Source organism: Pseudomonas sp. 9_2_1 (assembly GCF_059295275.1).
Map to the genome: position 1 here is coordinate 1,425,290 of NZ_CM181239.1, position 19,970 is coordinate 1,445,259.

The 19,970-nt window shown below is 63.5% G+C and carries 11 protein-coding genes; all 11 read left to right on the plus strand.

Annotated features, from left to right (window positions below; translation table 11 throughout):
* The 11 genes from wbjC (at position 1) to AC5O5I_RS06475 (ending at position 19,917) form a co-directional block, all read left to right on the plus strand.
* Entirely contained in the window at positions 1-1,113 is a 1,113-nt protein-coding gene (gene wbjC, locus AC5O5I_RS06425; RefSeq protein WP_172227370.1) for a UDP-2-acetamido-2,6-beta-L-arabino-hexul-4-ose reductase, read from the plus strand.
* A gap of 27 nt (positions 1,114-1,140) precedes the next feature.
* On the plus strand, positions 1,141-2,271 hold the full coding sequence (gene wecB, locus AC5O5I_RS06430) for a non-hydrolyzing UDP-N-acetylglucosamine 2-epimerase (RefSeq protein WP_172227368.1): 1,131 nt from the start codon (positions 1,141-1,143) through the stop codon (positions 2,269-2,271).
* A gap of 13 nt (positions 2,272-2,284) precedes the next feature.
* Positions 2,285-3,538 (plus strand): glycosyltransferase family 4 protein, encoded by a 1,254-nt coding sequence (locus tag AC5O5I_RS06435; protein WP_172227385.1) that lies wholly within the window; start codon positions 2,285-2,287, stop codon positions 3,536-3,538.
* Positions 3,535-4,500: a UDP-glucose 4-epimerase family protein gene (locus AC5O5I_RS06440; RefSeq protein WP_172285913.1), complete on the plus strand. Its 966-nt coding sequence runs from the start codon at positions 3,535-3,537 to the stop codon at positions 4,498-4,500. The genes AC5O5I_RS06435 and AC5O5I_RS06440 overlap by 4 nt, the downstream gene beginning before the upstream one ends.
* A complete protein-coding gene (locus AC5O5I_RS06445) occupies positions 4,497-5,510 on the plus strand; it encodes an MraY family glycosyltransferase (protein WP_172230841.1) in 1,014 nt (337 codons plus the stop codon). The genes AC5O5I_RS06440 and AC5O5I_RS06445 overlap by 4 nt, the downstream gene beginning before the upstream one ends.
* Positions 5,511-5,569: 59 nt before the next feature.
* Complete coding sequence (locus AC5O5I_RS06450; RefSeq protein ID WP_172230838.1) at positions 5,570-7,567, plus strand: polysaccharide biosynthesis protein; 1,998 nt, start codon at positions 5,570-5,572, stop codon at positions 7,565-7,567.
* A gap of 189 nt (positions 7,568-7,756) precedes the next feature.
* On the plus strand, positions 7,757-8,827 hold the full coding sequence (gene rfbB / locus AC5O5I_RS06455) for a dTDP-glucose 4,6-dehydratase (RefSeq protein WP_172230835.1): 1,071 nt from the start codon (positions 7,757-7,759) through the stop codon (positions 8,825-8,827).
* Entirely contained in the window at positions 8,824-9,729 is a 906-nt protein-coding gene (rfbD, locus tag AC5O5I_RS06460) for a dTDP-4-dehydrorhamnose reductase (protein WP_494512230.1), read from the plus strand. Before rfbB ends, rfbD begins: the two co-directional genes overlap by 4 nt.
* A complete protein-coding gene (gene rfbA / locus AC5O5I_RS06465) occupies positions 9,726-10,607 on the plus strand; it encodes a glucose-1-phosphate thymidylyltransferase RfbA (protein ID WP_172233342.1) in 882 nt (293 codons plus the stop codon). The genes rfbD and rfbA overlap by 4 nt, the downstream gene beginning before the upstream one ends.
* 448 nt (positions 10,608-11,055) lie before the next feature.
* Entirely contained in the window at positions 11,056-18,564 is a 7,509-nt protein-coding gene (locus tag AC5O5I_RS06470) for a type I polyketide synthase (RefSeq protein ID WP_172226870.1), read from the plus strand.
* Positions 18,565-19,917 (plus strand): aminotransferase class I/II-fold pyridoxal phosphate-dependent enzyme, encoded by a 1,353-nt coding sequence (locus AC5O5I_RS06475; RefSeq protein WP_172226873.1) that lies wholly within the window; start codon positions 18,565-18,567, stop codon positions 19,915-19,917.
* Positions 19,918-19,970: the final 53 nt, after the last annotated feature.

Genomic DNA, 19,970 nt, shown 5'->3' on the forward strand with positions numbered 1-19,970 from the left:
ATGAAGGTTCTGGTTACCGGGGGCAACGGCTTTATTGCGCGCAACCTGCTGGTTCATCTCGAAGAGCGCAAGGACATCGAAGTGAACCTGTTTGTTCGCGGCGATGACCTGGCTGCCCTGAAGCTCAAGGTCGCCGAAGTGGATTGCATCTTCCATCTGGCCGGCGTGAATCGCCCCCAGGACCCTGCGGAGTTCGACAGTGGTAACAGCGAGCTGACCCAGCAGCTGTGCGATGCGATAAGAGCGTCTGGGCGCAAGATACCTGTGTTGTACTCGTCCTCCACCCAGGCAGAGCGGGACAATCCGTATGGGCTCAGCAAGCTCGCGGCTGAGCAGGCATTGACGGCGCTGCACCAGCAGAACGCCAGCCCGGTCTATATATTCCGCCTGCCCAATGTGTTTGGTAAATGGGCAAGGCCGAACTATAACTCGGCCGTTGCAACGTTTTGCAACAACATTGCCCACGACCTGCCCATTCACATTCATGACGAATCTGCGGCATTGAACCTGGTCTATGTTGACGACGTGGTCAGCAAGTTTCTCGCCATCATGGATGGGGAAGCACCTGACAGTGGCCTGGTAGAGGTAGAGCCGATCTACAGTACCAGCGTAGGTGAGCTGGCCGCGCAAATACGCCGCTTCCGTGCCAGCCGGGATACGTTGGTGACCGAAAACGTCGGCGTGGGTCTGGTCAGGGCTCTGTACTCGACTTACCTGAGCTATTTGCCTCCGGCCGCGTTCACCTACGAGGTGCCCAAGTATGGCGACCCGCGCGGTGTTTTCGTGGAGATGCTGAAAACGCCCGAAGCCGGGCAGTTTTCCTATTTTACGGCGCACCCGGGCATCACCCGTGGTGGTCATTACCATCATTCGAAAACCGAAAAATTCCTGGTCATCAAAGGCAAGGCCAACTTCCGTTTCCGTCAGGTGGTGACAGGCGAGTTCTATGAACTGGAGACCTGTGGCGAGTCACCGACCATCGTCGAAACGGTGCCAGGCTGGACCCATGACATCACCAATATCGGTGAAGACGAGATGATCGTGATGCTCTGGGCCAATGAAATCTTCGATCGTGAACACCCGGACACTTATGCGCTGCCGGTCTGCCCATAAAACGGCTGGCTCAGGAATGAGGACAGTATGAAAAAGCTCAAAATCGTCACCGTTGTTGGAACACGCCCGGAAATCATTCGCTTGTCCAGGGTCCTGAGCGCGCTTGATGAGCACTGCGAACACATCCTGGTACACACCGGGCAGAATTATGACTACGAACTGAACGAGATCTTTTTCCAGGACCTGGGTATCCGCAAGCCGGATCATTTCCTGAACGCCGCAGGCGCTTCCGGGGCCGAAACCATCGGCAATGTGATTATTGCAGTTGACCGGGTACTGGCCGAAGTGAACCCCGAGGCGTTGTTGGTGCTGGGTGATACCAATAGTTGCATGGCCGTGATTTCTGCCAAGCGCCGCAAGATCCCCACCTTCCACATGGAAGCAGGCAACCGCTGCTTTGACATGCGCGTGCCCGAGGAGATCAACCGCCGTATCGTCGACCACACTGCCGACATCAACCTGACCTACAGCACCATCGCCCGTGACTACCTGTTGCGCGAAGGCCTGCCAGCCGACCGGGTGATCAAGACGGGCAGCCCGATGTTCGAAGTACTCAACCACTACCGCGACGGCATCGAAGCGTCCGATGTGCTTGAGCGGCTTGGCCTTGAAGCCGGCAAGTTCTTTGTGGTGAGCGCCCACCGTGAGGAAAATATCGACTCTGACAAAAACTTCCTTTCGTTGGTTGGCACACTCAATACCATTGCCGAACAATTCGATTTGCCGGTCATTGTGTCGACCCACCCCCGTACGCAGAAGCGTGTCGACGCAATGGGGGTTACATTCCACGCCAATGTCCGTTTGCTCAAGCCCTTGGGCTTCAAGGATTACAACAAGCTGCAGCTCTCCTCCAAGGCGGTGCTGTCCGATAGCGGCACCATCAACGAGGAAGCCTCGATCCTCAACTTCCCGGCCTTGAATATCCGTGAGGCCCACGAGCGCCCTGAAGGCATGGAAGAGGCGGCGGCGATGATGGTCGGGCTGGAGGCCGAGCGCGTGCTGCAGGGGCTGAGCATTCTTGAAAGCCAGTTGCGCGGCGAGCAACGCAACTTGCGCCTGGTTGCCGACTACAGCATGCCCAATGTATCCGACAAGGTGGTGCGTATCGTCCACAGCTACACCGATTACGTGAACCGTACGGTTTGGAAACGGTACTGAGCCTGTGGAAGAAATAGCGGGCAAGAAGCTGAAAGTGTTGGTGGTCAGTCAGTATTTCTGGCCGGAAAACATGCGGATCAACGACATGGTTCGTGACTTCACCGAAAAAGGCCACGAAGTCACGGTGCTCACGGCCTGGCCCAATTATCCCGAAGGCAAGGTCTATAAGCGATTCAAGGATCAGCCCGAGCAGTTTTGCAACTACGAAGGCGCCGAGGTCGTCAGGGTGCCGTTGGTACCTCGCGGCAGGCGCAGTATCCAGTTGGTGCTCAACTACCTTTCTTTCGTGCTGTCGGCGGCTCTTTTGGGTTCGTGGAAGCTCAGAGGCAAGCAGTTTGACGCGATATTTGTTTATGCAGTTTCGCCGATTCTTGCCGCGATACCTGCAGTGGTGCTGCGCCGACTGAAGCGCGCGCCATTGTTTATCTGGGTGCTTGATTTGTGGCCGGAAACACTGCGCGCGGTGAATATCATTCACAACCCTAAGGTCCTGGGGCTGGTGGGTCTCGCAGTGTCGTGGATCTACAACCGTACTGATTACCTTTTGCTGCAGTCCAACGGCTTTTTCGACAACGTGCGCCGTTATTGCACCAAAGCCATCGAGTCGGACCGCCTGGTGTATTTCCCAAGCTGGGCCGAAGATGATTTTTCGGCTCAGACACTGGAACCGTCAAAGCTGGTTGAGGCCGATGCTGCGACGTTCACCGTGGTGTTTGCCGGTAACCTGGGGGAGGCGCAGGATTTTCCGGCCATTCTTGACGCCGCACAGGCCCTGCGTGGCCAAGTAGCGGTGCGCTGGGTGATCGTCGGTGATGGCCGGATGAGTAGCTGGCTTGAGGAGCAGGTGCGCAGTCGGGGGTTGGACAATGTGCTGCTGCTCGGGCGTCACCCACTGGAAGCAATGCCGCCATTGTTTGCGCAGGCTGATGCCTTGCTGGTGTCGTTGCGCACCAATGACGTGTTCGAGAAGACCATTCCTGGCAAGGTTCAGGCTTACCTGGCATCCGGCCGGCCGGTACTCGGTATGATCAACGGTGAGGCTGCCCGAGTCATTGAAGCGTCCGGGGCTGGTTTTGCCTGCGAATCGGGGAATGGCGCCGAGTTGGCCAACATCACCCGTAAGCTCGCCCAGCTGCCTTGCGCGCAGCGCCAGCAGATGGGGGCAGCGGGGCGACAATACTACGAGCAGGAATTTGCCCGGCCTGCGCTGCTGGCGCGTCTGGAGCGCCTTTTTGGCAACGCCACCTTGAGAAGGTCAGGACGATGAAGCACAAGGTATTTCTTACTGGAGCCAGCGGCTTCGTCGGGAGCGCGATCATGCACAGGCTGGTCGCCGACGGAACTCCCGTGGTTGCTGCTGTGAGGCAGGCGGATGTGGTGCAGTCGCCAATGGTGCGCAGCGTACTGTTCCAGTCGTTCGAGCAGGATAACGACTGGGATGGAGCGCTGGCCGAGTGTGATGTCGTAGTCCATAGCGCGGCGCGTGTTCATGTGATGAACGACACTGAGAGCGACCCGCTGGCCGCCTTTCGACGCGTCAACGTGGATGGAACATTGGCACTGGCCCGCCAGGCCATTGCTGCCGGCGTAAAACGGTTTGTGTTCATCAGTTCGATCAAGGTGAACGGTGAGGGCACTGCGCCGGGCAGGCCTTACGCTGCCAATGACACCCCTCAGCCGCAGGATCCGTACGGGACTTCAAAGCTGGAGGCGGAGACAGCGTTGCAGGCATTGGCCCGGGACACCGGCCTTGAGGTGGTGATCGTGCGCCCGGTACTGGTCTACGGGCCCGGAGTGAAGGCCAACTTTCTCAACATGATGCGCTGGCTCGACCGTGGCATACCGCTGCCGTTTGGCGCCATCGACAATCGAAGAAGCCTGGTCGCCGTGGAGAATCTGGTGGATCTGGTGGTCACGTGCATCGGGCATGAGGCAGCAGCCAACCAGGTGTTTCTGGTCAGTGATGGCGAGGACCTTTCGACAACCGGGCTTCTGCGCCGCATGGGCCAGGCGCTGGGCAGGCCAGCGCGGTTGCTGCCGGTACCGGCGGGCTTGCTGAGTGCCGGCGCCAAGGCGCTGGGTAAAGGTAGTTTGTCTCAGCGCCTGTGTGGCTCGCTGCAGGTGGATATCAGTAAAACCCGTGATTTGCTCGGCTGGCGCCCGCCGATAGACGTGGATACTGCGCTTCGAGCTGCCGCCAGGCACTATCAGGAATTCGACAAGAAATGATGCTTTTGTGGTTGCTTCCGGCCATTTTGATTCTGTCACTCGTGCTGACAGCGGGTCTGCGTCGCTATGCGCTGGCGCGCAGTGTGATAGATGTGCCCAACGCACGTAGCTCGCATACGGTCCCCACCCCCAGGGGCGGCGGAGTGGCGATAGTGCTGACGTTCTTGTTAGGCGTGGTTGGTCTCATGCCATCTGGTGTCGAGCAGATCAGTACGCTGCTGGCGCTGGGAGGTGGCGGGGCATTGATCGCGGTCATTGGCTTCATGGATGACCACGGGCATATTGCTGCTCGCTGGCGACTGCTTGGGCATTTCGTCGCCGCCGCGTGGATGCTGGGCTGGCTAGGCGGGTTGCCGCCGCTGATGATGTTCGGCTGGACGCTGGACATGGGGTGGCTGGGCGGGCTGCTGGCATCTGTCTACCTGGTATGGTTGCTCAACTTGTACAACTTCATGGATGGCATCGACGGCATCGCCAGTGTCGAGGCAATTACCGCGTGCCTGGGTGCAGCCTGGCTGTACTGGCTCTCGGGGCTAGGTGCCACTGCTGTACTGCCTTTGTTATTGGCCGCAGCCGTGGCGGGCTTCCTGTACTGGAACTTTCCTCCCGCAAAAATTTTCATGGGAGATGCAGGCAGTGGATTTATCGGTATCGTGCTGGGTGGGCTGTCTCTACAGGCCGCGTGGGTATCGCCACCGATGTTCTGGTGCTGGCTGATCCTGCTGGGCGTCTTCATTGTCGATGCAACTTATACCTTGGTGCGGCGCCTGTTACGCGGTGACAAGGTTTACGAAGCGCACCGCAGCCACGCGTATCAGTTCGCATCGCGCGCGTATGGCAAGCACCTGCCGGTAACCGTCGCAGTGGCCGCTCTCAATGTTTGCTGGCTGCTGCCCATCGCGTACTGCGTTGCCCGGCTGGGCCTTGATGGCGCGTTGGGCGTGGTGCTGGCGTACATTCCGCTGATTGTGCTGGCGGTGCGGTTTCGTGCGGGCGACCTGGAAAATTGACACTAGAGTAATGGGACAACGGATTGTCGGTTCATACGTGGAAAGCATCTAGAGGGGTTATGGGAAAAGTGCGTACGAAACTGCTTGCTCTGCCTCGCCGGCACAAGCGCATGTTGCAGGTGCTGACCGATATCGTGCTGATATGGGGCGCACTGTGGTTGGCGTTTGTGGTCCGCCTTGGTATCGAAGAGCTGGCAAACCCGATCATCGACCACACGTGGTTGTTCCTGTGCGCGCCGCTTGTGTCCATTCCGCTATTCATCCGTTTTGGCCTGTACCGGGCGGTGATGCGTTATTTCGGCAACGACGCGCTTATCGCTATCATCAAGGCGGTTACGCTTTCCGCGCTTATTCTCGGGTTCATCATTTACTGGGCCGGTAACCACCAGAACGTGGTACCGCGCTCGATCACCTTCAATTACTGGTGGTTGAGCCTGATCATGGTGGGAGGCTTGCGCCTGGCCATGCGCCAGTACTTCCTTGGCGACTGGTTCGCTGCGGCCGCGCAGCATGTGCCGTTTGCCCAGAAAGCTGACGGCATGCCCCGGGTGGCGATTTACGGCGCAGGTGCCGCAGGTAACCAGTTGGTTGCTGCGCTACGCATGGACAGAATGATGCGTCCGGTCGCCTTCATCGACGACGACCCCAGCATCACCGACCGGGTGATCGCCGGCCTGCAGGTCTACCGCCCTGATCATTTGCAAAAGATGATCGATGTAACGGGGGCCGAGGAGATTCTGCTGGCATTGCCTTCCGAAACCCGTACCCGTCGTCGCGAAATTCTCAACTTTCTCGAGGGCTACCCTCTGCACGTGCGGAGTGTGCCCAGCTTTATTGACCTAGCCAGCGGCAAGGTAAAGGTCGATGACATCCAGGAAGTCGATATTGCCGACTTGCTCGGGCGTGATGCTGTGCCGGCCCAGCCCGACCTGCTCGAGCGCTGCATTACCGATCAGACGGTGCTGGTCACCGGGGCCGGTGGCTCCATCGGCTCGGAGCTGTGCCGACAGATACTGGGGCAAGCACCGAAAACGCTGCTGTTGTTCGACCACAGCGAGTTCAACCTGTACAGCATCCTCTCCGAGCTGGAGCAACGCATCGCCCGCGAGTCGCTGTCGGTGTGCCTGCTACCGATCCTGGGCTCCGTCCGCAACCAGGCGCAGATGCTCGACATCATGAAAACCTGGCACGTCGACACCGTCTACCACGCCGCTGCCTACAAACACGTGCCGATGGTGGAACACAACATTGCCGAAGGCCTGATGAACAACGTCATCGGCACCCTGCACACCGCCCAGGCGGCCTTGCAGGCCGGGGTTGCCAACTTCGTGCTGATTTCCACCGACAAGGCGGTGCGCCCGACCAATGTGATGGGCAGCACCAAGCGCCTGGCCGAAATGACCCTGCAGGCCCTCAGCCGCGAAGTGGCCCCTGTGCTGTTCGGCGACAGCGGCAACGTATCGCAGGTCAACAAGACCCGCTTCACCATGGTTCGCTTCGGCAATGTGCTGGGTTCTTCGGGCTCGGTCATCCCGCTGTTCCACAAGCAGATCAAGGCCGGTGGCCCGTTGACCGTCACCCACCCGAAGATCACCCGGTACTTCATGACCATTCCCGAGGCCGCGCAGCTGGTGATCCAGGCCGGGTCCATGGGCAAGGGCGGCGATGTGTTCGTGCTGGACATGGGCGAGCCGGTGAAAATTGTCGAGCTGGCCGAGAAGATGATTCACCTGACAGGGTTCAGCGTGCGCTCCGAGCGTAACCCGATGGGCGACATCGCCATCCAGTTCACTGGGCTGCGGCCGGGGGAGAAGCTGTATGAAGAGCTGCTGATCGGCGACAACGTGATCGCCACGCGCCACCCGATGATCATGAGTGCAAACGAAGACTTCCTGGCCTGGGACACGCTCAAGGAGTCGCTGCGGCAATTGATGGCGGCGGCAGCGGCGGATGATTTTGTGCGGGTGCGTCAGTTGCTGCGCGAGAGCGTGAGCGGCTACACCCCAGAAGGCGAGATCGTCGACTGGATCTACCAGCAGCGCCGCCTGGAGCCCTGATTACATCTGCAGCCTGACGCTCCCCCGGTGTAGGTGCGGGTTTACTCGCGAACACCGGGAAAGCCGGTGCCCAACATGCTGGTTTCCAGCCAAGTATCACAATGACATCGCCTTCGCTCTCCAAGCATCCACCGACAGGCTAGAATCCTGAAAGTGGAAAAGCAGACCTGACAGCGGAAGCAGACAAACATGACCATTCTGGTAACCGGCGGTGCAGGCTTCATCGGGGCAAACTTCGTGCTGGACTGGCTGGCGGGCAGCGATGAGGCTGTGGTCAACCTGGACAAACTCACCTACGCAGGCAATCTGCAAACCTTGAGCAGCCTGCAAGGCAACGACCGGCATATCTTTGTGCATGGCGACATTGCTGACAGCGGGCTGGTCGCAGAACTGCTGAAAACCCACCAGCCCCGCGCGGTCGTCAATTTTGCCGCCGAGTCCCACGTCGACCGTTCGATTCACGGCCCGCAGGCCTTCATCGAGACCAACGTGGTCGGGACCTTCCAGCTGCTCGAAGCCGTACGCGCCTACTGGGGCGGCCTGGCTGAGCAGGCCCGGCAGGCGTTCCGCTTCCTGCATGTGTCTACCGACGAAGTGTACGGCTCGTTGGCCGACGGCGAACTGGCCTTTACCGAAACCCATCAATACCAGCCCAATAGCCCGTACTCGGCGAGCAAGGCCGCCAGCGACCACCTGGTGCGCTCGTATCGTCACACCTATGGCCTGCCGGTGCTCACCACCAACTGCTCGAACAACTATGGCCCGTACCACTTCCCGGAAAAGCTCATCCCGCTGATGATCGTCAATGCCCTGGCCGGCAAGCCGTTGCCGGTGTACGGCGACGGCCAGCAGATTCGCGACTGGCTGTACGTCAAGGACCACTGCAGCGCCATCCGCCGCGTGCTGGACGCCGGCGTGCCTGGCGAGGTCTACAACGTGGGCGGCTGGAACGAAATGCCCAACCTGGAGATCGTCAGGCGCGTCTGTGCGCTGCTGGACGAACTGCGCCCCCGCGCCGATGGCAAGCCCTACGCGGCACAGATCAGCTACGTTACCGATCGCCCCGGGCATGACCGCCGCTACGCCATCGACGCCCGCAAGCTGGAGCGCGAGCTGGGCTGGAAACCCGCCGAAACGTTCGAGAGCGGGATCCGTAAAACCGTCGCTTGGTACCTCGACAACCCGCAGTGGGTGGAGGGCGTACAGTCTGGCAGCTACCGCGACTGGGTCGAGAAAAACTACGCAGGGCGTACTGCATGAAGGTACTGCTGCTGGGCAAGGACGGCCAGGTAGGCTGGGAGCTGCAACGCAGCCTGGCGCCGCTGGGCCAGCTGTTGGCGCTGAATGCCCGCAGCACGGTGCATTGTGGCGACCTGGGCAACCTGCCAGGCCTGGCCGAAACCGTACGTGGCTACGCCCCCGACGTCATCGTCAATGCTGCCGCCTACACCGCTGTGGACAGGGCTGAAAGCGAGCGCGAGCAAGCGTTCAGGATAAACGCCGATGCCGTCGGCGTGTTGGCGCGCGCCGCCGCCGAATGTGGCGCCTTGCTGGTGCATTATTCCAGCGACTATGTGTTCCCGGGGCAGGGCAGCCGGCCCTGGCGCGAAGACGATGCTGTCGGCCCGCTGAATGTTTACGGCGCCAGCAAGCTTGCCGGCGAGCAGGCCATCCAGGCCGCTGGCTGCCGGTACCTGATTTTCCGCACCTGCTGGGTGTATGCCGCCCGCGGCAACAACTTCGCCAGGACCATGCTGCGTCTGGCTGCGGAACGCGACAGCCTGGGCGTGATCGATGACCAGTATGGCGCCCCGACCGGTGCCGAGCTGATCGCCGACATCACCGCCCACGCCGTCATCGCAACCTGCCGCAACCCGGCCCTGGCAGGCCTGTATCATTTGGCCGCCGCCGGTGAAACCAGCTGGTGCGGCTACGCCCGCTATGTGCTGGAGCAGGCGACAGCCCTGGGCGTGCCATTGCAAGCCGGCGCCGGACAGGTCAAGCCGTTGACCACCGATGCCTACCCCACACCGGCCAGGCGGCCGGGCAACTCCCGCCTTGATACCCATGAACTGCAGAAGGCCTTCGCCCTGACCCTGCCGGACTGGCGCCTGGGTGTGGCCCGCATGCTGAAGGAAATCCACGAGAAAGGACGGCTATGAAGCGTAAAGGCATCATTCTGGCAGGCGGGTCAGGTACCCGCCTGCACCCCGCGACCCTGGCAATTTCCAAGCAACTGCTGCCGGTGTACGACAAACCGATGATCTATTACCCGCTGACCACGCTGATGCTGGCCGGCATCCGCGACATCCTGATCATCTCCACCCCGCAAGACACCCCGCGCTTCGAGCAGCTGCTGGGCGACGGCCACCGCTGGGGCCTCGACATCACTTACGCCGTGCAGCCCTCGCCGGACGGCCTGGCGCAGGCTTTTCTCATCGGCAGGGAATTCATCGGCAATGACCTGTCGGCGCTGGTGTTGGGCGACAATATCTATTACGGCCATGACTTCCAGCAGCTGTTGCGTCATGCGATGGACTGCCGGGAGGGTGCCAGTGTGTTCGCCTACCACGTGCAGGACCCCGAGCGTTATGGCGTAGTCGAGTTCGACGGGCAGGGCAGGGCGATCAGCCTGGAAGAGAAGCCGGCCAGGCCCAAGTCCAACTACGCTGTCACTGGCTTGTATTTCTATGACCAGGATGTTGTCGAGATTGCCAAGAGCATCAGGCCGTCGGCGCGGGGCGAGCTGGAAATTACCGATGTGAACCGCACCTACCTGGAGCAGAACCGTCTGTCGGTAGAAATCATGGGGCGTGGATATGCATGGCTGGACACCGGCACCCATGACTCGCTGCTCGAGGCCAGCGGCTACATTGCCACCATCGAGCGGCGCCAAGGGTTGAAGGTAGCCTGTCCGGAGGAAGTGGCGTTCCGCCAGGGCTGGATCGATGCGGGGCAACTGGAAGCACTTGCTGCACCGCTGGCAAAGAACGGGTATGGCCAGTACCTGCAGCGGGTGGTTCGGGACACGGTTTTCTAGGGATTGACGTGCCATTAGCCTTTTCATCGTCTCTGAACTCCGAGCGCCGCCCGCGCGGCGCCTCGCGGGTAAATCGGATCGCCGCACCGTCGCTACATCTATCGGTGGGTGTCGTATGACCCAATCTCCCACCGAAAAACTCGATAGCATTAAGCCACCTCCTACAGCCCCAACCCTCGCATCACCCTGCCACTCAGCGACATTCAGCCTCTTCCCGCACCCAGGGTTTTCCCTGCCCCCAGAACCCGCGTATCATCCGCTCATACAAATCTGAATAATCCCACGCCAGCCTCGGACCAAAAGTCTTGCGCCCCAGCGTACTTAGCGGCTTCAGATACCCAGACAATCATCAGTGACATACAACGACCGGCCAATTTCATGGCCTGGCCAGGCATGCCGGCTGTCCGACGGATGGGACGGTGCCCGATGAGATTTGAAGGAATAGGTTTTGATCAAGCGTAGAAAGGTTGCAATCGTTGGCTGTGCTTACCGTTTTCCGGGTTCCTCCAATGCCGGCTTCTGGCAAAACCTGATGGCAGGGCGCGATCTGGTCACCCAGGTGGACCCATCGCGCTGGAACCAGAACGAGTTCCTGCACCCCGACAAGGCCAGCCCGGCTACCAGCTACACCTTCGCATCCGGCACCCTGGGTGATATCAGCGCTTTCGACGCGGGCTTCTTCAGCATCTCGCCACGCGAAGCGGCGATGATGGACCCACAGCAGCGCATGCTCCTGGAAATGTGCTGGGAAACCTTCGAGAACGCCGGGGTCAAGCCTTCCAGCCTGCGCGGCAGCAACTGCGGCGTGTACCTGGGCATTGCCGGGGTCGAGCAGTCGTACCGGCTGGTCGAGGACCTGTCGTCGATCGATGGCGCCACCGCCACCGGCAACACCATGAGCATCGCCGCCAACCGGCTGTCGTTCTTCTACGACCTGCGCGGGCCGAGCATGGCTATCGACACGGCGTGTTCGTCGTCGCTGGTGGCCTTCCATCAGGCCTGCCAGGCCATTCTCAGCGGGGATGTCGACCAGGCCGTGACCGGCGGCATCAGCCTGCACATGCACCCGTTCGGCTTCATGATCTTCGCCAAGGCGACCATGCTTTCGCGCACCGGGCGCTGCCAGTCGTTCGATGAAAACGGCGACGGCTATGCCCGTTCCGAAGGTGGCGGGTTGTTCCTGCTCAAGGACTACGACCAGGCGCTGGCCGATGGCAACACCATTCTGGCGGTGGTCGCGGCCAGTGCGGTCAACACCGATGGGCGCAAGTCCAGCCTTACCCTGCCCAACGCCGAGGCGCAGGCAGCACTACTCACGCGCGCCTATGCCCAGGCCGGCATCGCCCCGGAGCAGCTGGACTACCTGGAAGCGCACGGCACCGGTACCGCCGTGGGTGACCCGATCGAAACCCGCGCCATCGGCGAGGCGCTGGGCCAGGCGCGTGGCGCCGGCAACCCGCTGCCGATCGGCTCGGTGAAAAGCAACATCGGCCACCTGGAGGCCGCCTCTGGCGTGGCCGGTCTGATGAAGGCACTGAACTGCCTGAGCGAGCGCACCGTGCCCGCCACCATCGGTGTGCAGGCGCTGAACCCGAATATCGCCTTTGCCGACCTCAACCTGCAGGTAGTCACCGAGCCCCTGCCGCTGAAGGCGGATGGCCAGCTGACGGTGGGTGTGAACTCGTTCGGCTTTGGCGGCGCCAACGCCCACGTCATTCTGCAAAGCCCGGAACCGCAAGCGCCAGCGCCCGTACAGCCCAGTGCACGCCGGGTGCCGTTGCTGCTCAGCGCAAAAAGCGAAGAAGGCCTGCGCGCCATGGCCGAACGGTTTGCCGCCTACCTGGCCGAGCATCCCCAGGCCGATTACTACGATGTCGCCTACCAGGCGATGTTCCGCCGCGATGCACACAGCCACCGCCTGCTGCTGATCAGCGACAACGCGGCCGAAGCCGCCCAGGCTCTGGATGACTATGCCCAGGACCCGACCCTCAGCGAGCTGAGCGCGGTGCTTGAGGCTGGCCAGGCGCTGGACGCCGCATCGGCTCCGGTGTTTGTCTATTCCGGTAACGGTTCGCAGTGGCAGGGCATGGGCCGGGCGATGCTCGACCAGCCGCTGTTCGCTGCCGCCGTGGCCGAAGTGGACGCGCTGTTCCAGCCCCTGGCAGGCTATTCGCTGCGCGCCGAGCTGCTGGGTGAAAACGGCGAAGGCCGTTATGCCCGCACCGAAATCGCCCAGCCGGCTCTGTTTGCCCTGCAAGTGGCGGTTACCCGGGTACTGGCCGCCGAAGGCATCACCCCGGTCGCGGTCATTGGCCATAGCGTCGGTGAAGTGGCGGCAGCCTGGGCCAGCGGGGCGCTGAGCCTGGAAGATGCCACCCAGGTCATCTTCCACCGCAGCCGCCTGCAAGGCCTGACCCGCGGCAGCGGGCAGATGACGGCCGTGGGCCTGTCGGGCGAGGCCAGCGCGCAGCTGATCAGCGAACTGAAACTGGACGGCGGCCTGGTCGTCGCCGGTGAAAACAGCGCCCGCGGCGCCACCGTGGCCGGTGAAGTCGAGGCTTTGACGCTGCTCGAAGAGGCCCTGACCGAGCGCCAGGTGTTTGCCCGCCGCCTGGACCTGGACTACGCCTTCCACTCGCCGGCGATGAACCCCATCGAGCAGGCGGTCATCGCCGACCTTGCCCACATTCGTCCGCGTGCCACCCGTATTCCGTTCTACTCCACCGTGGTCGGTGGCGAGCTGGACGGCGAGCGCCTGGACAGCCACTACTGGTGGCAGAACATCCGCTTCCCGGTGCTGTTCCAGGGCGCGCTTGCGGCGCTGGTACGCAGCGGCCTGAACCTGTTTGTGGAGGTGGGTCCGCACGCCATTCTGCGCAGCTATGTCAGCGATGTGCTGGCCGAGTGCGAGCAGGCCGGCCAGGTGGTTGCCACCCTCAAGCGCAACGACCACAGCCCGCAGCTGCTCGAGCGCAGCGTGGCGCGGCTGCTGCTGGCCGCTGCCGAGCCGCAGTGGCAAACCCGCTTCCCGGTGGCGGGGCGCCAGCTGCGCTTGCCGAACTATGCCTGGCAGCGTGACCACTTCACCCTGCCGGTGAGCGCCGAATCCAACAGCCCGCTGGGCCGCGAGCGCGTGCACCCGTTGCTGGGCTACCCGGTAGCCGACCAGGCATTGACCTGGGAAAACCGCCTGGACACGCAGCAGTACCCAACCCTGGCCGACCACAAGGTGGGAGAGTCGGTGCTGTTCCCCGGTGCCGGCTTTACCGAGCTGGCCCTGGCTGTGGCGCAACTGCACCAGCCGGGCGAATTCGTCGACATCGAAGAGCTCGAGATCCACAACCCGCTGCTGCTCGGCAGCGAGGGCAGCAAGAAGCTGCGCGTGCAGGTCGAAGAGGCCGATGGCACGTTGCGCATCAGCTCGCGCACCCTGGCGCAGCGCGAAGACTGGGTGCAGCACGTGGTCGCCCGCCTGCCGGGTGAGGCCCGTGGCGTGCTGCTGGACGTTCGCGCGCCGGCGCTGCCAACCCGCCCGGCGGACTTTACCGGCGAGCAGCATCTGGCGCTGACCTGCGCGGTCGGCCTGAACTACGGCCCGGCCTACCAGACCGTGGCTGCGGCCTGGGTCGAGGACGAACGCGTGCTGGCCCAGCTGGCCGTGCCGGCTGCCATCGAACACGAACTGGCAGGCCTGCACCTGCACCCGGCGTTGCTCGACGGTGCCTTCCAGCTGATTACCGAGCTGCTTGCCAGCCGCCGCGGCCACAACGATGGCCTGGCGTTCATCCCGGTCAAGCTGGGGCGCATTGCCTTCACCAATGCCGGCGGCGTGCCGGTGCTGGCCGAGGTGCGTCAGCGCAAGCGCACTGCGCATTCGCTGCTGGTCGACTTCACCCTGTTCGATGCCAGCGGCGCTGCCGTGCTGGCGATCAAGGCCGCGCGCATGCGGGCCGTGCGCCTGCAGTACGACCGCAGTGGCGAGATCAAGCGCATGGGCCATGTGGGCCTGGCGGCCCCAGGCAAGGTGGTGCCACTGCAGCGCCATGCCGTGGCCCGCACGCCGTTGGCTGACGCCTTGCAGCGCCTGGCCGACGAGCCGGCACAGGTGCGCTACCTTAACGAAGTGGAGCCATTGCTGGACGTACTGTGCACCAGCTTCGTGGTGGATGCCGTCGAGCAGGCCGGTGGGCGCTTGAGCGCCGAGCAGGTCGCCGTGTGGTCGCAGGCCCAGGGCGACTTCCTGGCGGCCTTGCTCGGTCACGCTGAGCAAGACGGCAGCTTGCTGCGCAGCGCCGATGGCGGCTGGCAGCTGGCCGATCTGGGCGAGCGCCCGGCCTCGGAGGCGATCTGGCAGGAGCTGTTCCAGAGCTACCCCGAGTACTTCCAGATCATCCATTCGGTGGGCCGTATCGGCCGCCACCTGCCGGCGTTGCTCGATGGCAGCCAAGCGTTCGAAACCCTGCAACCGCGGGAAACCAGCGGCGCCAGTCTGACGCGCCTGGTGCTGGGCGCGGCAGGGCAGCAGCACCTGCTGAGCGGCATCGGCCAGACCCTGGCCGCGCGCCTGGCGCAACTGCCCGCGGGGCAGCGCCTGCGCGTGCTGGAAATCGGCTTTGGCGGCGCTTCGTTCGCCGAGCTGCTGTACGCCGGCCTGGATTTCGACCGCATCGATTATGCGTACTGCGTTGCCGAGCCTGAGCTGGAGCAACGTCTGCGTGACGATTGCCCGGCGCTGAATGTGCTGGGCATGGAACAACTGGCCGAAGCCGGCAGCTTTGATTGGGTGCTGGTGCCCAGCGACCTTGGCGCACTTGGCGCGGTGGGCAATGCCCTGCGCCTGGCCAGTGCCCAGCTCAACCCACACGGCCAGCTGGCGCTGCTGGGGCAGTACCCGGCGCGTTGGGCCGATTTCGTCTTCGGCGCCCAGCCAGAGTGGTGGCTGGCCGGCCCGCAACAGGCGTTGTCGCGCCAGCAAGGCCCGGCGTTCTGGAGCCACGAGCTGCAGCGCCACGGCCTGACTGGCCTGCGCACGTTGGATGCCTTGCCGGGCAACGCCTGTGGCAGCTACCTGTTGCTGGCTGACAAGCCGGCGGGTGCTGACGCTGACGAACCCTTGGCGGTGCAGCGCTGGGCCGTGCTGGCCGAAGCCGGGCAGGCTGCAGCCCTGAGCCTGGCCGAGCAGCTGCGCGCCCACGGCCAGCAGGTCGACCTGCTGCAGCCGGGCGATGCGCAGGCGCTGGCGGCGCAGCTTGGCGCCCTGGCCCAGGCCCCGGAGCATGTGCTGCACCTGGCCGGGTTCGACAGCGCTGCCGGCCTGGATGGCCAGGCCGAGCGCTGCCTGCAGGCTGCCGCGCTGGTGCAGGCCTGTGAGTCGCTGGCCATCGCCCCGCAGTGCTGGCTGTTCAGCCGCGGCGCTGCCGAGCACCTGTACAGCGCCGATACCGCCACTGATGTTGCGGCGATCGCCGACGCCGCGTTGTGGGGCTTTGGCCGCACCCTGGCCAACGAGTCGCCCAGCTGCTGCATTCGCCAGCTCGACCTGGGCCACTTGGCGCCGGTCGAACTGGCCGTGCCAGCGCTGCTGCACGCCGACAGCGAAACCGAGCTGGCCCTGGATGCCCAAGGCCGTCGTTACGTGCCGCGCCTGCGGGTGCTGGCCGGTCAACCGCGCAACACGGGCAGCGACGCGCAGTGGGTATGCCTGGGCTTCGACCTGCCCGGCCAGTTGCGCAACCTGCGCTGGGAAGTGCGCGAGCCGCGCCAGCCGGCGGCGGACGAGCTTGACATCGCCGTGCGCGCGACCGGCCTCAACTTCCGTGACGTGATGTTTGCCTTGGGCCTGCTGTCGGACGAAGCCATCGAAAACGGCTTCTCCGGCCCCACCCTGGGCTTCGAGTTTGCCGGTGTGGTGCAGGGCAAAGGCGCCGAGGTAGTCGGTGATTTCGCCCCGGGCGATCGCGTGGTGGGCTTTGGCCCGTGCAGCTTCGCCAACCGCCTGGTGACCAACGCCAACGCCGTGGCCCGTATCCCCGAGGGGATGTCGTTCGAAGCAGCGGCGACCATTCCGAGCACCTTCTTCACCGTGTACTACGCGCTGCATCACCTGGCGCGCCTGGAACCCGGCGAAAAGGTATTGATCCATGGCGCTGCGGGGGGTGTCGGCATTGCTGCCATCCAGATCGCCAAGTGGCTGGGTGCGGAAATCCATGCCACTGCCGGCAGCGACGAGAAGCGCGACTTCCTGCGCCTGCTGGGTGTCGAGCACGTGTACGACTCGCGTTCGCTGGCCTATGCCGACCAGGTGCTGGCGGCCACTGGCGGGCGTGGTGTGGACGTGGTGCTCAACTCGCTGGCCGGTGAGGCCATCAACCGCAACTTCCAGGTGCTGAAGCCGTTTGGCCGCTTCCTCGAACTGGGCAAGCGCGATTTCTACCAGAACACCCGGATCGGCCTGCGGCCGTTCCGCAACAACATCAGCTACTTCGGTATCGATGCCGACCAGTTGATGAGCGAGCGCCCGGCACTCACTCGTCGGCTGTTCGCAGAAATGATGGGCCTGTTCGCGCAAGGCATCCTGCACCCGTTGCCGTTCCGCGAGTTCGACGCCAACCAGGTGGTTGAAGCCTACCGCTACATGCAGCAGGCACGGCAGATCGGCAAGGTGGTGGTGACCTACGCCAACCCGATCCAGCAGACCGTCGACACCCGTGCCCAGCCTGCGCAGGCGCTGCAGCTTGGCGCCGATGCCAGCTACCTGGTTACCGGTGGGCTGGGCGGCTTTGGCTTGCGCACCGCGCAATGGCTGATCGACAAAGGTGCCCGCCATCTGGTGCTGCTCGGCCGTCGTGGCCCTGCTAGTGCCGAAGCCCAGCCGCAGCTGGCACTGTGGCAGGCCCAGGGTATCGATGTGCAGGCCGTGGCGTGCGACATCACCGACCGCGAGCAACTGCGCGGGGTGTTCCAGCGCATCGCTGCCAGCCCATGGCCACTGCGTGGCCTGGTGCATGCCGCGACGGTGATCGACGACAGCCTGATCCGCAACCTGGGGGCAGACCAGCTACGCCGCGTGCTGGAGCCCAAGGCCAAAGGTGCGCAGTACCTGCACGAACTGGCCCAGGGCCTGGCGCTGGACTTCTTCGTGATGTTCTCGTCGGCCACTACCCTGTTCGGCAACCCCGGCCAGGCAAACTACGTGGCGGCCAACCACTGGCTGGAAGCCTTGGCGCGGCACCGTCGCGCTCAGGGCTTGGCGGCCACGGCGGTGTTGTGGGGGGCGATCGACGATGTCGGCTTCCTGGCCCGCAACAGCCAGATCAAGGACGCCCTGCAAAGCCGCATGGGTGGCGCGGCGCTGCGGGCCGAGGCGGCCCTGGCGCAGCTCGAGGCCATGTTGCTGGACGGCGACAACGGCCACGGCGTGCTGGAGCTGGACTTCAAGGCGCTGTCGCGCTTCCTCCCAAGCGCCACTACGCCGCGCTTTGTCGAACTGGCGCGTGCCTATGGCGGTGACCAGGAGGACGAGGGCAGCGGCGAGGACATCCAGCGCATGCTGGCAGAGCTGGACGACGCCGAGCTGCTGGAGCGCTTCGCCGACATGCTCAAGCACGAGGTGTGCGAGATTCTGCGCCTGCCGCCGGCGCGCCTGGATGCCCAGCGCCCGCTGCAGGAGCTGGGGCTCGACTCGTTGATGAGCGTCGAGCTGGTGGTGGCGCTGGAGGAGCGGTTCGGAATTCGCCTGCCGGTGATGGAGCTGAGCGACAGTTCCAGCATCGACAAGCTGGCCGCCCGGCTGCTGGAGCTGCTGCGCGGCGAGGCGGGCAGCAGCGAAGAGCAGCTGGCGCAGAATGTGCTTGCCCGCCATGGCAGTGAGCACAGCGCCGAAGAGTTGGCGCAGATGAGCGCAGCGCTGGCCGACACCAGCGCGGCCCCCAACCGACTGATTGATCAAGAGCGTTGAATGACAGCCAAAACCCCGACCGGCCTTGCTGGTGATGCCAAGCAACGCCTGATCCAGCAAGCCCTCGAACGCCGCCGCCATTCGGCTGGCGCGGGCGAGCAAGGCGCCACCCTGGAGCAGGTGCAGCAGGCTGCCCTGAAGGTGCCCGAGGCGCACTATCGCTTCGACCAGCACCCGGGGTACCAGCAGCTGCGGGTGATCCAGCAGAGCGGCCTGCGCCTGGGCCTGAGCAACCCGTTCTTCCGCCTGCACCAGGGTACTGCGGGTGCGCAAACGCAGATTGGCGAGCGCGAATACCTCAACTTTGCCAGCTACAACTACCTGGGTTATTCCGGCCACCCGCGCGTGGCCGAAGCGTCCAAGGCCGCCATCGACCGCTATGGCACTTCGGTGTCGGCCAGCCGCCCGGTTTCGGGTGACCGCCCGCTGCACCGCGCGCTTGAGCGCGAACTGGCCAGCCTGTACGAGGTCGACGATGCGGTGGTGATGGTCAGTGGCCACGCCACCAACGTCACCACCATCGGCTACCTGTTCGGGCCGCGCGACCTGGTGGTGCATGACGAGCTGATCCACAACAGCGTGTTGCAGGGTATCCAGCTGTCGGGTGCCCGCCGTTTGAGTTTTGCCCATAACGACTGGCAGGCGCTGGACCGTTTGCTGGGTGAGCAGCGCCAGCATTTCGAGCGGGTGCTGGTGGTGGTGGAAGGCATCTACAGCATGGATGGCGACTACCCCGAGCTACCCCGGTTCGTCGAGCTCAAGCACAAGCACAAAGTGTTTCTGATGGTGGATGAAGCGCATTCGCTGGGGGTGATGGGCGCTACCGGCAAAGGCATTCGCGAGCACTTCGGGCTGGCGGGTAATGACGTCGACATCTGGATGGGCACACTGAGCAAGACCCTGGCCAGTTGCGGCGGCTACATTGCGGGCAGCACAGCGCTGATCGAGCACCTGAAGTTTCTGGCACCGGGCTTTTTGTACAGCGTCGGCATGCCCCCGGCGGTGACGGCTGCTGCATTGGCGGCGTTGCAACTGCTTGCCGATGATGCGGCGGGCGTGGCCAAGGTGCAGGCACGGGGTGAGCTGTTCCTGCGGCTGGCGCGTGAAGCCGGACTGGACACGGCGACCAGTACGGGCTTGGCGGTGATTCCGGTGATTACCGGCAGTTCGTTCAAGGCGGGGCGGTTGTCCAGCGCTTTGTTCGAGCGCGGGATCAATGCCCAGCCGATCCTGTACCCGGCGGTGCCGGAGCATTCGGCCCGGGTGCGGTTCTTTGTGTCTTGTGAGCATACGGAAGAGCAGATTCGGCATACGGTCGCGGTGGTGGCGGAGGAGATGGCGCGGTTGGGGTGAGATTGCTGCCAGGCTTGGTGAGGTAGCTGTGGGCGCTGGCTTGCCGGCGATAG